General features: G+C 43.5%; 16 protein-coding genes. 2 read left to right on the forward strand and 14 right to left on the reverse strand.

The window, feature by feature from the left end:
• The first annotated feature begins 34 nt into the window (after nucleotides 1-34).
• Nucleotides 35-1,084: an HD-GYP domain-containing protein gene (locus GC102_RS20210; protein ID WP_171642958.1), complete on the forward strand. Its 1,050-nt coding sequence runs from the start codon at nucleotides 35-37 to the stop codon at nucleotides 1,082-1,084.
• On the opposite strand, the gene GC102_RS20215 is transcribed toward GC102_RS20210, so the two are convergent.
• From GC102_RS20215 to GC102_RS20240, 6 genes are all read right to left on the reverse strand, one after another.
• On the reverse strand, nucleotides 1,085-1,474 hold the full coding sequence (locus tag GC102_RS20215) for a DUF350 domain-containing protein (RefSeq protein ID WP_171642959.1): 390 nt from the start codon (nucleotides 1,472-1,474) through the stop codon (nucleotides 1,085-1,087).
• Nucleotides 1,471-2,118 carry a hypothetical protein gene (locus GC102_RS20220; RefSeq protein WP_171642960.1) on the reverse strand — a complete coding sequence of 216 codons (648 nt, stop codon included), beginning with the start codon at nucleotides 2,116-2,118 and terminating at the stop codon, nucleotides 1,471-1,473. Before GC102_RS20220 ends, GC102_RS20215 begins: the two co-directional genes overlap by 4 nt.
• Nucleotides 2,115-3,311 (reverse strand): glutathionylspermidine synthase family protein, encoded by a 1,197-nt coding sequence (locus tag GC102_RS20225; RefSeq protein ID WP_171642961.1) that lies wholly within the window; start codon nucleotides 3,309-3,311, stop codon nucleotides 2,115-2,117. The genes GC102_RS20220 and GC102_RS20225 overlap by 4 nt, the downstream gene beginning before the upstream one ends.
• A gap of 5 nt (nucleotides 3,312-3,316) precedes the next feature.
• On the reverse strand, nucleotides 3,317-3,979 hold the full coding sequence (locus GC102_RS20230; RefSeq protein WP_171642962.1) for a hypothetical protein: 663 nt from the start codon (nucleotides 3,977-3,979) through the stop codon (nucleotides 3,317-3,319).
• On the reverse strand, nucleotides 3,976-4,197 hold the full coding sequence (locus tag GC102_RS20235; RefSeq protein WP_171691141.1) for a hypothetical protein: 222 nt from the start codon (nucleotides 4,195-4,197) through the stop codon (nucleotides 3,976-3,978). Before GC102_RS20235 ends, GC102_RS20230 begins: the two co-directional genes overlap by 4 nt.
• Before the next feature lie 114 nt (nucleotides 4,198-4,311).
• On the reverse strand, nucleotides 4,312-5,415 hold the full coding sequence (locus GC102_RS20240) for a C40 family peptidase (protein ID WP_171642963.1): 1,104 nt from the start codon (nucleotides 5,413-5,415) through the stop codon (nucleotides 4,312-4,314).
• A 164-nt stretch (nucleotides 5,416-5,579) separates the two neighbouring features.
• Here GC102_RS20240 and GC102_RS20245 point away from each other — a divergent pair, with 164 nt between their 5' ends.
• Nucleotides 5,580-6,008 carry a PH domain-containing protein gene (locus GC102_RS20245; RefSeq protein ID WP_171642964.1) on the forward strand — a complete coding sequence of 143 codons (429 nt, stop codon included), beginning with the start codon at nucleotides 5,580-5,582 and terminating at the stop codon, nucleotides 6,006-6,008.
• A gap of 86 nt (nucleotides 6,009-6,094) precedes the next feature.
• Here GC102_RS20245 and sufB read toward each other — a convergent pair whose 3' ends face one another.
• The 8 genes from sufB to GC102_RS20285 form a co-directional block, all read right to left on the reverse strand.
• Nucleotides 6,095-7,492 carry a Fe-S cluster assembly protein SufB gene (gene sufB / locus GC102_RS20250; RefSeq protein ID WP_171642965.1) on the reverse strand — a complete coding sequence of 466 codons (1,398 nt, stop codon included), beginning with the start codon at nucleotides 7,490-7,492 and terminating at the stop codon, nucleotides 6,095-6,097.
• A 66-nt stretch (nucleotides 7,493-7,558) separates the two neighbouring features.
• Complete coding sequence (gene sufU, locus GC102_RS20255; RefSeq protein WP_171642966.1) at nucleotides 7,559-7,993, reverse strand: Fe-S cluster assembly sulfur transfer protein SufU; 435 nt, start codon at nucleotides 7,991-7,993, stop codon at nucleotides 7,559-7,561.
• Nucleotides 7,980-9,206: a cysteine desulfurase gene (locus GC102_RS20260; RefSeq protein ID WP_171642967.1), complete on the reverse strand. Its 1,227-nt coding sequence runs from the start codon at nucleotides 9,204-9,206 to the stop codon at nucleotides 7,980-7,982. The genes sufU and GC102_RS20260 overlap by 14 nt, the downstream gene beginning before the upstream one ends.
• A complete protein-coding gene (sufD, locus tag GC102_RS20265; protein ID WP_171642968.1) occupies nucleotides 9,203-10,498 on the reverse strand; it encodes a Fe-S cluster assembly protein SufD in 1,296 nt (431 codons plus the stop codon). The genes GC102_RS20260 and sufD overlap by 4 nt, the downstream gene beginning before the upstream one ends.
• Nucleotides 10,499-10,551: 53 nt before the next feature.
• Entirely contained in the window at nucleotides 10,552-11,382 is an 831-nt protein-coding gene (sufC, locus tag GC102_RS20270) for a Fe-S cluster assembly ATPase SufC (RefSeq protein WP_029194394.1), read from the reverse strand.
• Nucleotides 11,383-11,550: 168 nt separating this feature from the next.
• Complete coding sequence (locus GC102_RS20275) at nucleotides 11,551-12,120, reverse strand: DUF1802 family protein (protein ID WP_171642969.1); 570 nt, start codon at nucleotides 12,118-12,120, stop codon at nucleotides 11,551-11,553.
• Between the two features lie 275 nt (nucleotides 12,121-12,395).
• Nucleotides 12,396-12,566, reverse strand: a complete 171-nt coding sequence (locus GC102_RS20280) for a hypothetical protein (protein WP_171691142.1) — start codon at nucleotides 12,564-12,566, stop codon at nucleotides 12,396-12,398.
• A 90-nt stretch (nucleotides 12,567-12,656) separates the two neighbouring features.
• Nucleotides 12,657-13,109, reverse strand: coding sequence for a Dps family protein (locus tag GC102_RS20285; RefSeq protein WP_171642971.1), 453 nt, complete (start codon nucleotides 13,107-13,109; stop codon nucleotides 12,657-12,659).
• Between the last annotated feature and the right edge of the window lie 50 nt (nucleotides 13,110-13,159).

Raw genomic sequence — 13,159 nt, forward strand, 5'->3', positions numbered from 1 at the left:
ACCTACGGATTATAGGACTAGGAGAGGAGCTTCTATGCGTATACATGTGCTTCAACTTATTGTTGGTGATAAACTTATTTCTGATTCCTACAATATGGTAGGACTTCATTTGCTTTCATCAGGTACTGTCGTAGATGCGGGAGATATCTTGATGCTCAATCGCCACAATGTAGAATATGTAGATATACATCCTAGAGGGAATGAAGCCATAAATGTGCTTGAAGAACCTACAGTCCGACAAGCAAATAGCACGCAATTACACTCTTTTAACGATGCAATCACCGGTATAAAAGATTTATTTGCTGCCGTCGAAAACGGGGAATCTATTCAAAATGAACTTATAGAATCCGCTTTCAATCCGATGATAGAGAGCTTTCAGGAGGAGAAAGACGTTGTTTCGCTACTGCTTTCTTTGAACAGCAAAGATGATTATACGTATCAGCACAGTGTGCAAGTAGGTATGTTATCCTACTATATTGCCAAGTGGATGAATAAAAGTGAGAAAGAAGCCCTTCATATTGGAAAAGCAGGCTATCTACACGATATCGGCAAAAGCAAAATCCATTCAGACATTCTACATAAACCCGCAAAGTTAACCAACGATGAGTACAATGAAATTCAGAAGCATACAATATACGGTTATGAAATCATCAAAAAATCCTTAAATGACAATACCCTTGCTCTCGTTGCTCTAGAGCACCATGAACGAATGGATGGTACAGGCTATCCTTTACGCAAAAAGAGTACAGAAATCCATTCGTACTCACGAATCATTTCGGTTGCAGACGTCTATAGTGCTATGATCTGCAACCGGGTTTACCAGGAAAAACGTGATCTACTGATCGTTCTGAAGGAACTACACCGCATGAGTTTTGGCCAGCTTGATCCGAAAATCACGCAAGTATTTATCCGCAACATGATTCCTAATTTTATCGGTAAGAAAGTGTCACTCAGTGACGGACGCGTCGGTACGATCGTCATGACAAATCCATCTGATTTCTTCCGACCGCTCATTAACATTGATAATCAATTTTTGGATTTATCACAGCTTTGCGACGTTGAAATAACGAAAATCGCGATTTAATTAAATAATAAGACTGCTGACTGCAATTGCGATTCCAATATAAACGGCAGCTAGCAGCGTGCCAACAGCTACATTCCCTTGCTTTAGTTGATCAGATAGCTTCACTCCAGGTGTAAGCCAATCAAAGATCCAATACGTAGCAACCAAACATACATACCCTACCGCGAACCATAAGCTCATATGCCAAATCGAAGAATTCGTATAAGCTGCAATGCCTAATACTATCGCCGTAGCTACAAATTTACCACCCATGGTAATGCCTACGGCTACATTGCCGTTGTTTATTTCCTCCATATCGCGGTAGGGCGTCATTAAACTAAACACATACATACCTGCGAATTGCAGCAGGACAATCACAAATAAACTAATTACTAGATCCAAAACTATCATTCTGCCCACCCCCGAAATTTCGCCATGGATTGATCAAAATTGCTGTAATCATGTACTTCCTCTAGAATAACCTGTACTTCCTTCTTGTTTTTAAAGCTTACATAGCGTTCCTCTGGGATGGGCTGCTTCACTTTCTGTCCAGTTGGTAGATCAGCTACCGCGAAATAGCGAAATTTGCCATCCTGCTCCGTTTTGTAAACCCCTACTAATTTCACATCCGTCTTAATTTCTATTTTTAACTCCCCTACATCTTTTTCAGCTTCTTCTTTCGTTTTAAATGTCTTAATTGGCTTCCATTGCGAAAGTGTCACATCGTTCTTCCCTTGATCATCCGTTTTCATTGTTGCTTGCATATAGCTCAGTACCCACACTTGGTCCCCTGTAGCAAAATTCTGATCGTTCGAAATCCGTTCATTATTCGGCAGCAGGACCATATCCCCATCCAATAAATCCCCTACTTTCGCCTGCTGTACTTGATAATCCCACGGTACTTCACCACTCCTATCGCTTGTGCTTGCTGGACTTCCCATCGTCGCCTTACTCAGGACAGCTGGCTTCTTATGAAAAGCACTGCTAATGCCCCAAATGATTAGGATGCATACAACGAGGCCCGCGGCCAATAGCCAAAATCGTCCTTGTTTCAAGGTGTTTTCACTCCTATCGCTACAAATTGACTCGCATTCCCTGTAATTATCCCACCTGCTCTCCCTAATAGCCCGCACGGTGTTCCATTAAGGACAAAGAGACCTGTTAATAAATGTTTATTTCCATGAGCAAAAGATAGCTCGGGCAAATCAGCTCGCTGCTGATAAACACGCTTGAAAAACACACTCGTGTCAAAGCCAACTTCATCTTTGACCTCTAATTCACCCTGCGAGTTATACAACTCAACCGAGCCGCCTTCTCTACCGAACATGGATTTGGACACGTAATCACCTGTAAGATCCGGCGTCATATAAGTAGGCAGCATATAGGTCCTTATTGCCTCATGCTCATCTGAGGTGAACAATTTTGCTCCTTTCTTATGCAAGCCCCATATGATGGCTTGCAAGCCTTTTGACTGCAAGATGACCGCATGTAATGGATTGAAAAGTTGTATGAATTGTTCTTCAATCGCATAAGAGAAGGCCTCTCCTCCATCATCAATGCCCATCCATTCCTTCGGATATAGCGCAAACATTTTGCTGATAATTTGGTTCTCTCCGACCTTAACGGCGCCTTCGTCAATCCATAAATCTAAACAATCGACACAGGTCACCCTTCTCCCGCTATGCGCTACAAGAGCATCTATGGTTCCTGTATCTTCAATATGCTTTCCATATGCGATGCAGGCAGCAAAGTCAGGCGCTTCGATCTCCCACGCTGAGCGTATTAGTTCTTTCATCGCACGGTTCGGTGATTCTATTCCCATTTGATCACATAACCAGGGTGTAGCGATTGCTGCTTCTACATAGCCTGTAGGTGTATCTGCATTCAGCTCTAAAAGCTTAATTTCTCCTTGCTGATCCACGGTAAAATCAAATCTGGCATATCGACTAATCAAGCCCGCGGCACCCGGTTCGAGCCGGTCTAACCCATCCCACAGCACTTCAGGAATAGACAAGAGCTCATATAACTCCCTTTTCCCTTTCACATAACGAACCGTCTTATCAAACACGCGCCACAAAGCGCCAGCCGCCTGGATAAGTTCTTCATATGCATGCCGCTCCATGACCACAAGTTGGTCAATCCAATACGCTTCCTCTTCCATATCTGCCCATGTAAATCCAAGGCTCGCCAGCTGCAGCACCCTATGATCTCTGTCGGCAGAAGGCGTCCCTATGACTTCATATATCACAGAAATTAACCTCCTGAACTGGAGCTTGACGAAGAGCTGAAACCACTTGATTTACCGCCAATACTACCGGAAGAGGTTGAGGTCGATTTGGAGCTTGATGTTGTTCCGCCGCTCGTACTGTTTGACGATGACTTATTTGTTGTAAACGAGCCGGTTCCACTCGAGGTTGTTGGTGTCTTCGTAGTGGATCGGTTCGAAAACGAACTAGGTTGATAGGTTTTCGTCACATATGGTGTATTGGAACGATAATGATAGGAACGGTGATTGCTTCCCCAACTACTCGATGAGTAAGGACTTACCGTATTAAAAATCAAATGGTACAGTAATAGATCATCCCACCCAAAACCACCACCACCGGTTACCTGGTTCACAATGATGGGTGTCGTACTTCCTCCAATGCCCGTTGAGCTCCCCCCTGCTGCAGGTGTTGGAGACGGAGAAGGCGATGTCGTTTTATTATCCGATAGCACGGGCACAGGCAAGCTCCAGTCAACTGAAGGGTCGTAATAAGCTTTGACGTCTTCTGAAGACCATTCAACCAGCTTAGATGATCCAGCACCAGCAGCACTCGGATTAGGAGACTCTACAGCATGCGCAGATAGCAGCAGCATTTGACTAACTAGCATGATGCCTATAGAGGTTGAAAGCACTTTGAGCGGTCGTTTCACTGCCTGTTCCCTCCCCCTCCAGAGCTTACCGTAACTAGCAGAAGCTCAAAAACATTAAGATCTAAGTTCAATCTTCCTTCAATCATTTCATATTCCTTACCGCCAATAAGAACAAAGTTAGCTACATTTAAGGCCTGTATGAGCTTTTCATCCCACGGGCGTTCACTAATTTTTTGCAGTTGTCCGTCCACCAACTTTTCGAAGAGCGTAATATTCATCGATTCATCTTCCTCCATCCAAATCTTTATACTAGATAAAACGCGCGAACAGACCATTTGTTTCAATTTAGTGAAAATAAATAAAGCCTATCCCTAAGGATAGACTTTATTGGATTAATATGCGATACGCTTTGCTCGTAGAAATGTTGATTTCCAATACGGTTTATTGATATTAATGATTTGAACACCATCCTTTGGTTTAGGTGAAGCATTTAGCATTTGCATGTTGCCTATATAAATACCTACGTGTCCAACTGTTTTATTGGTTTTGAATCGACCTGGTACATAGAAAAACAACAAATCACCTTTGCGCAAGGATTTTCGGCTAACCAATTGTCCTTGCGTCGCTTGTTGACGAGCAAGCCTCGGTAGCTTTATTCCATATTTTCCATAGACATATTGGGTAAACGTCGAGCAATCAAATTTTCCTGTCTGCGGATAAGGTCCTGAACCGAATAGATATTTCACACCTAAATATTGCTTGCCTTTGTTAATCATTGCATTAATATCAATGTTCTTAAGAACTGGAATTACTTCTTCCTGATTAGTGGATGCCCACACCTCAAGGTCACCCTCATCTTGTGGCATAGATGCCGGGTTAGCTCCCGTACCTTCACCTTTGAAAGGATCCGTTGGATCATCGCCGAATTCAAGCTCCGCTGTGTTACCGCGGGGGTCATTGTCATCTTCACGCTCAATTGGAGCAACCGGAGCTGCATGAATCAACAATTGGCCATTCTGTACTTCATATGACATATCTTCTTGAAACAAATCTGGCAAAGCGGAGACTGGCAAGTAAGCCGAATCACCTTCCTTGATAAAGGGTTGGCTAACTCGGATTTCTGCACCATCCTTCATGGCTTTCGTCGAATTCATCGTCACTTCGAAGTTTGCGTCATTATCGCCAATTAACAGCTTCTGATTTCCTGCTTCCCAGCTTGACTGGAACTTTAGGGTTTGGATAAGTTCACGTGCAGCTACATAATTTACATTGTTAATCACTTTAATGGGTACAACAGCGTCATCATTACCTAATTTCGTTCCTTGTCCTGCTTGTGACAAACTTTGAGACTGCATATTGCCTGTACCTGACTGTGCGGTAGGATTCTGCGTTGGTGCTGCATTATTGGGGCTGACATTACCCCTCCCACAAGCGGTTGTAGTTGCCATCATGACTACTATGCTACCAATTGCTGCTACTTTCAGCTTTTTCCACATCGCTTCTATTCTCCTTTAGGGACACATAATTATCCTCTATAGAGTGAAACAAGTGGCTTACAAATATGCATAAAAGGCCAAATGAACGGCTTGGATCATCTTGGAAGAAGGTAATCCCATTCTATTTGTCGAATATTGGAATATATTGAAAAGGAGTGATCGAAATGGCAGGTTTTTTGAATGGACTTTTAGGCAATTTTTCAGAGGTTTCCGTAGATGAGCTCACAAAACAGTATGGCATCTATCTCATGCCCAGCGAAAAGGTGACAACAGGCTTTAAGTTAGTCAGAGATTCATTTATCGTAACAGATGAAAGAATTATTCTTATTGATCATCAAGGTGTTACTGGCAAAAAAACAAGGATCGCTTCCATTGATCTTGACTCTATCTATGATGTCACGATGGAAACAGGCGGCACAGGCTTCGATGATAGTGAATTAACGATCCATTACATTACATCTCCTTATTACAAAGCCAACAATGCTGTCACGATTTCCTATAAATTTGAGTTCGGTAAAAAATTCAACCTCCAACCTTTCTATGTTGCCATTCTGACTCTAGCAACACAGAATCGTAAACGTATTAACGCTTAATTAGAGAGACTTCTTTGCTAGATCAAAAATTTACTAAAAAAAGCGTGCCCGAGAAACTCGGGCACGCTTTTCGTTGTACATATCGATTAACCGATGGAACCTTCCATCTCAAATTTAATGAGACGATTCATTTCTACGGCATATTCCATTGGAAGTTCTTTCGTGAACGGCTCGATGAAGCCCATAACGATCATTTGCGTCGCTTCAGCCTCAGTAAGACCGCGGCTCATGAGGTAGAACAATTGGTCCTCAGATACCTTGGATACTGTTGCTTCATGCTCAAGCGTAATGTTGTCGTTCATGATTTCGTTATAAGGAATCGTATCTGACGTTGACTCGTTATCGAGAATCAAGGTATCACATTTGATGTTCGCTTTGGAACCTTGGGAGTTGCGTCCGAAGGAAGCCAGACCACGGTATGTTACTTTACCACCGTGCTTGGAGATCGATTTGGATACGATCGTTGAAGTTGTGTCAGGCGCCAGATGCGTCATTTTCGCGCCAGCATCTTGGTGCTGCCCTTTTCCAGCTACAGCGATAGAAAGAACCATCCCTTTAGCGCCGCGGCCTTTCAGCACAACAGCTGGGTACTTCATAGTCAGCTTGGAACCAATGTTACCATCGACCCATTCCATTGTAGCGCCTTCTTCTGCAACCGCACGTTTAGTAACGAGGTTGTAGATGTTCGGTGCCCAGTTTTGAATCGTTGTGTAACGTGCACGGGAGTTTTTGAGACATACGATTTCAACTACCGCGCTATGAAGGGAGTTTGTGCTGTAAATAGGAGCTGTACAGCCCTCTACGTAGTGCACGAAGCTTTCCTCATCGGTAATGATCAATGTACGCTCGAATTGCCCCATGTTCTCGGAGTTAATACGGAAGTACGCTTGTAAAGGAACTTCACATTTTACGCCTTTAGGCACATAGATGAAAGAACCACCGGACCATACCGCACTATTCAACGCAGCGAATTTATTATCGGTCGGCGGAATAATAGTTCCGAAATATTGTCTGAACAGCTCTGGGTATTCACGAAGAGCCGTATCCGTATCTGTAAAGATAACGCCTTGGTCTTCTAGTTCCTTTTGCATGCTGTGGTAAACAACTTCAGATTCATACTGAGCCGATACGCCAGCTAAGAATTTTTGTTCCGCTTCAGGAATACCGAGTTTGTCGAATGTTTCTTTAATTTCTGTAGGAACTTCTTCCCACGTTTTGCCTTGCTTCTCGGACGGTCGTACATAGTACTGGATATCATCGAAATCCAGATCATCCATGTTTCCGCCCCAACGTGGCATTGGCATTTTGAAAAATTGCTCCAGTGATTTCAAACGAAACTCTAGCATCCACTCAGGTTCGCCTTTAATTCTGGAGATTTCTTCAACGATTTCACGAGTTAAGCCTTTACCCGATTGAAAAATCGATTTGTGCTCATCTCTAAAACCATATTTATAATCCTCGAGATCTGGCATTTGTTTAGCCATGGTAGTTTCCTCCTTAGAATTTTTGTGCAGCAAAAACAGCTTTCTAATCTATGCATCGCTTTTGCGTTAGTTATCGGTTTTTTGAGAATGTTCAATCCCTTTGCGAAGTGCGTTCCATGCCAGGGTTGCACATTTAATACGTGCTGGGAATTTATTTACCCCAGATAACGCCTCAATATCTTCATATTCAAATTCAACAGGTTCGCCCTTCATCAAGCCAGAAAAACCATCGGCCATCTTCAGTGCCTCTTCGATTGTTTTACCTTTGACTGCATCCGTCATCATGGATGCAGAGGATAAGCTAATCGAACAGCCTTCACCTGTGAATTTAGCCATCTTCACGATACCATCTTCTACCTGCATCTGCAGGGAAATCTTATCTCCACAGGTCGGGTTATTAAGATCAATGGTAACTGCTTCGCCAGACTCAAACTTCCCACGGTTGCGCGGTGTTTTATAGTGATCCATAATCACTCTACGGTATAAATCATCCAATTGCATGGCCGAAGTACTCCTTTGTTTTTTGTAAGGCCAACACAAGTCGGTCAATATCCGCTTCTGTATTGTATAGATAGAAGCTTGCACGAGCCGTTGAACTCACCTCAAGCCATCTCATTAAAGGCTGACAGCAATGGTGACCGGCACGCACAGCAACTCCTTCCGCATCCAGAACGGTTGCCACATCATGAGGATGCACATCGCCTAGATTAAACGTTACGAGTCCTGCACGGTTCGCAGTAGGGCCATAAACAACCAGATCTTCGATCTGAGTCATACGCTCCATCGCATAATTCGTGAGCTGAATATCGTGTTTATAAATATTGTCCATACCGACTTCTTGAAGAAAATCGATTGCCGCGCCGAGGCCAACAGCTCCTGCGATAATTGGTGTTCCACCTTCAAACTTCCAAGGCAGTTCTTTCCATGTTGACTCATAGAGATCCACATGATCAATCATCTCGCCGCCAAATTCAACGGGCTCCATATTCTCAAGCAAGGCCTTCTTTCCATACAATGCCCCGATTCCGGTAGGGCCACACATCTTGTGACCGGAAAGCGCGTAGAAGTCGCAATCCAAATCTTGAACATCCACCTTCATGTGCGGTGTGCTTTGTGCGCCATCGACCATCATCTTCGCTCCATGTTTATGGGCGATTTGGGCTATTTCTTTGATCGGATTAACGACACCCAGAACGTTGGAAACATACACAACCGATACGATCTTCGTACGATCGGTTATCGTGTTTTCAACATCTGTAAGCGAAATCGAACCATCTGGTTGTAAAGGAATATATTTTAAAGTAGCACCTGTTGCCTTGGCAGCTTGCTGCCATGGAATCAGGTTGCTGTGATGCTCCATCGGTGTAAGGACGATTTCATCGCCCTCACGTAGTACAGATCTCGCATAACTGCTTGCTACAATGTTGATTGCCGTTGTCGTACCTCTAGTGAAAATGATTTCCTGCTCACTGGATGCACCAATGAACTTAGCCACTTTGGCTCTAGCTCCTTCGTATGCATCCGTTGCACGGGAACCTAGGGTATGAACCCCGCGGTGAACGTTCGCATTGTCCCACTCATAGTAATGCTTCAGTGCTTCAATCACCTGAATAGGCTTCTGGGAAGTTGCAGCACTGTCCAAGTACACCAGCGGATGACCGTTCACTTCTTGCTTCAGAATGGGAAAAAGTTCACGTATCTCCGAGGTAATCATTGTCCCAGCTTCCTCTCCACTAAGCTTTGCAGCTGTTCTTCAACGCTCTTAATTGGAATTTCGGAAACGACTGGCGCCAAGAATCCGTAAATAATTAAGCGCTGAGCTTCTTCCTTCGTAATCCCACGAGACATCAGATAGTGAACTTGCTCAGCATTGACTTGGCCAACACTCGCCGCATGACCAGCTTTAACATCATCTTCATCAATAAGAAGAATCGGATTCGCGTCGCCGCGCGCTTTGGGGCTGAGCATAAGTACTTTCTCTGTTTGTTGACCGTTACAGCCTGTTGCGCCTTTTTCGATCTTCGTAATTCCGTTGATGATCGCTGTTGAGCCATCTCTCATTACGGCACGTGTAATCATGTCGCTTGTCGAAGCTTTGCCCCAGTGAACAGCGCGAGTTGTCAGGTTCAACTTTTGCTCTTGAGTTCCTACACAAATCACTTTAGCATCGGAATCGGAACCTTTGCCTTTAAGGATCGACGTCGTATCAGACAACGTGTTCCCGTAATTCATTTCACCAACTACCCACTGAATGCTCGCATCGTTATCGATGATCGCACGGCGGTATGTCAAGTCCGTAACGGATTCTTCCAAGTTATGAACGGATGCATAGTTAACGCGCGCACCTGGCTTCACGAATACTTCAACGATCCCGTTTTGTACCATTGGAACACCTGATACGGAGGATACAAAATTATCTACATAAGTAACAGAGCTGAACTGCTCTGCAACAATCAAGACATGCGGTGCAAAAGTCGCTTCAGCATCATCGGTTACAAATAACGCTTGCAGCGGAAGGTTCACTCGAACGTCTTTCGGTACATAGATGAAAATACCGCCGTTCCATAGTGCAGCATGCAAAGCTGTTAATTGATTTTCATTGGCTTCTACAGCTTTCATGAAGTATGGCTTCACCAAATCCGCATGATCGCGAATGGCTGTTTCCAAATCGGTGAAAATAACGCCTTGCTGTTTCAATTCCGCCGATACTTGATTGAACACGATACCGGAGTTGCGTTGTACGATCAAGTTTTCGGAATTAGCTAATCCTTTGGCAACTTCGGGTAAAGCATCGAGGGATGCCAAAGGAGCTTGCGTTTTATATGAACCATAGGAAGAGATGCTCCAACGGTCAATTCTCGTCTTTTCTAGTGCAGGTAATTCCAAAGAATTCGCTAACGCTAACCCTTCTGTACGAAGGGCAGTCACCCACTCCGGCTCTTGTTTGCTGCGGGAGAGCTCGATGACAGCATTAGTATCTATGGAAAGTGTTGTTTGACTACTCATGGTATTCCTCCTAATATATGGACCTTGGGTCGTAGACCAAAGTCTCTCCTCCTTTAGTACTTCGGTCCAGGCGTGTTCATTGGAACTTTGAATTCTTCCGTATCTTGACCAACCGTTTCATCCACGATACCGAGTTCTTCTTTGATCCAATCGTAACCTTCTGCTTCCAGACGCTCTGCAAGCTCAGGACCACCGGATTTCACGATACGACCTTGCATCATAACATGTACAAAATCAGGTTTAACGTAGTTCAGCAAACGTTGGTAATGCGTAATGATCAAGAAGCCGCGATCTTCGCTGCGCATAGCATTAACACCTTCAGCTACGATACGCAATGCATCGATGTCTAGACCGGAGTCAATTTCGTCCAAAATAACGAATTTAGGCTCAAGCAAAAGCATTTGAAGAATTTCGTTACGTTTCTTCTCACCACCGGAGAAGCCTTCGTTCAGGTAACGGTGCATGAACTCTGGGTTCATTTCTAGCTGCTTCATCTTCGCTTCCATTTGGCGAATGAACTTGATCAACGAGATTTCATTGCCCTCACCGCGGCGAACATTCATTGCACTGCGCAAGAAGTCAGCGTTCGTTACGCCAGTGATTTCGCTTGGATATTGCATAGCTAAGAACAAACCAGCGCGTGCTCTCTCGTCAACAGCCATTTCGAGAACATCTTCACCGTCTAATGTTACAGAACCCTCAGTTACTTCATATTTCGGGTGACCCATCAGAGCAGAAGCCAATGTACTTTTACCTGTACCATTTGGTCCCATGATGGCATGAATTTCGCCGCCTTTGATTTCCAGGCTAAGACCCTTCAAAATTTCCTTTCCTTCGACGTTCGCTTTTAGACCGTCTATTGTAAATGTTGATGAATTCGCCATTTCTTAAGCCTCCATAATGTGTTTGAATGTACAAGATAAACGACAACCATTTCAAATGATTATCATTGATTCTCATTAGAATAATTCTATTATAACTTACTATGCTAAATCAAGAAAGGGCATTTGTATGAAAAAGATGGTCATTTTCTGAAAATGCTTCCTTTTAATTTACGCCAAAGTATGCTTAATTTCAGCAACCCTCGCAGCAAACGCCTCATCACTCAACACTGGAACCAAGGAAGACTCTTCCGGTATAGCAGTCCCAAGCTCAATCCATGATTTGCAGCCTATATAGGCTTGTTCAATCGGAATTTGCAAGGGCTGCACCAATGTATATACCCTTAACAGCATGATATGAAGCGGATTTTGGCGTTTCCACTTTAATCTTTCTTCCGTGAAATTTTCGGTCCAAATGTGATAAGGATACAATTTATTCAACTGTTCTTGATCACTGACTTCAATATCTTCAACCATTCGAGCAAAGCTGCTAATCGTTACGTGTGTATCCTCTGCACTCCAGCCTATGAGGGATTCATCGATAACCCCGCGATAATCTTCCTTCAATAATTCTTTTCTCTGATGTTCATACGTCGGATAGAGAAAGAAATCAGCGGATTCCACTTGAAAATCTTTTGTTTCCTCAACAATTCCTCCCTTGCGCATAATAAAAATTTGCGTTCCATCTTCCAATGCTTTAACAGCCGATGCCCATTCCTTCAGGGCCTTTGGTTTCCCCATGACGCAAACACCTCGTTCTCCTCATTAATCTTATTTATTATAAGGAATCTAAGGAAGCAAAACAATGTACCGCAATTTGTGACATAAACACAAGTTAGTAACCATACTAGCGCACTATGAGAAAACCTCTATCGCAGCCTTTCGAAGATGAGCGACCGCGTTTAAATGTAGGTTTTATCGCCAATAAGAAAGTCAAGTTTTTCTGTTAGAAAAAACTTATACTTTCTTATGTGGTAAAAAAGGGATAGCCGTATGGGGCCATCCCTTTACTCTCTTTATTTAGAAGTTTCAGCGTAATACGTTGGCTGCATACGGGTAAACTGGTCTTGATTTTGTTTCATAGGATTAGGATCAGCAGTCGCGCTAGGAGCATCAGCATCGAAGGCGATCAGGAGCAAGAAGAAGCAAGCGGCCACAACAAGCAGCAGATTCAGGATTTTCATCACAATGACATCCTCCAGAACTGTTTTGCTCCAAGTATAGCCAAGTTTCATCATCCACATGTTTGTTCAGATTAAAGATTTTGTAAATATCGATTATCCTAGGAATGACTGAAGCATCCAGCGATGCTTTTCCAAGGAAGTTTGAATGGCTAGAAGCATGTCGGACGTCGTATCATCTTGAACTTCTTCACAAGCCTGCATACCCGCTTTTAATTCTTGCGTAAGGATCGTGAAATCTTCTATAACAGCTTCGACCATTTTTGTGGCGGTTTCTGAACCAGAAGCCTCTTTTAGGGACGATAATTCCATAAAAGCTTTCATTGTAGCCGCTGGCTGACCACCGATAGAAAGCAACCTTTCAGCCAGCTCGTCCACGTGAAGGGCCGCTTCATTATATAGCTCTTCAAATTTAACATGCAGCGTGAAAAACTGATTGCCTTTCACATACCAATGAAAGTTATGCAGCTTGACATAAAGTAAACCCCAGTTTGCAATTTGCTTATTCAGAACAACTTGGATAGATTGGGTTAAGGACGTTGTCACCATAGTAAGCCTCCTGATTTTTTTTATTGATCGGTGATACTCTGTTCATGTAC

It is taken from the genome of Paenibacillus germinis (genome assembly GCF_013141785.1).
Classification (GTDB): domain Bacteria; phylum Bacillota; class Bacilli; order Paenibacillales; family NBRC-103111; genus Paenibacillus_E; species Paenibacillus_E phytorum.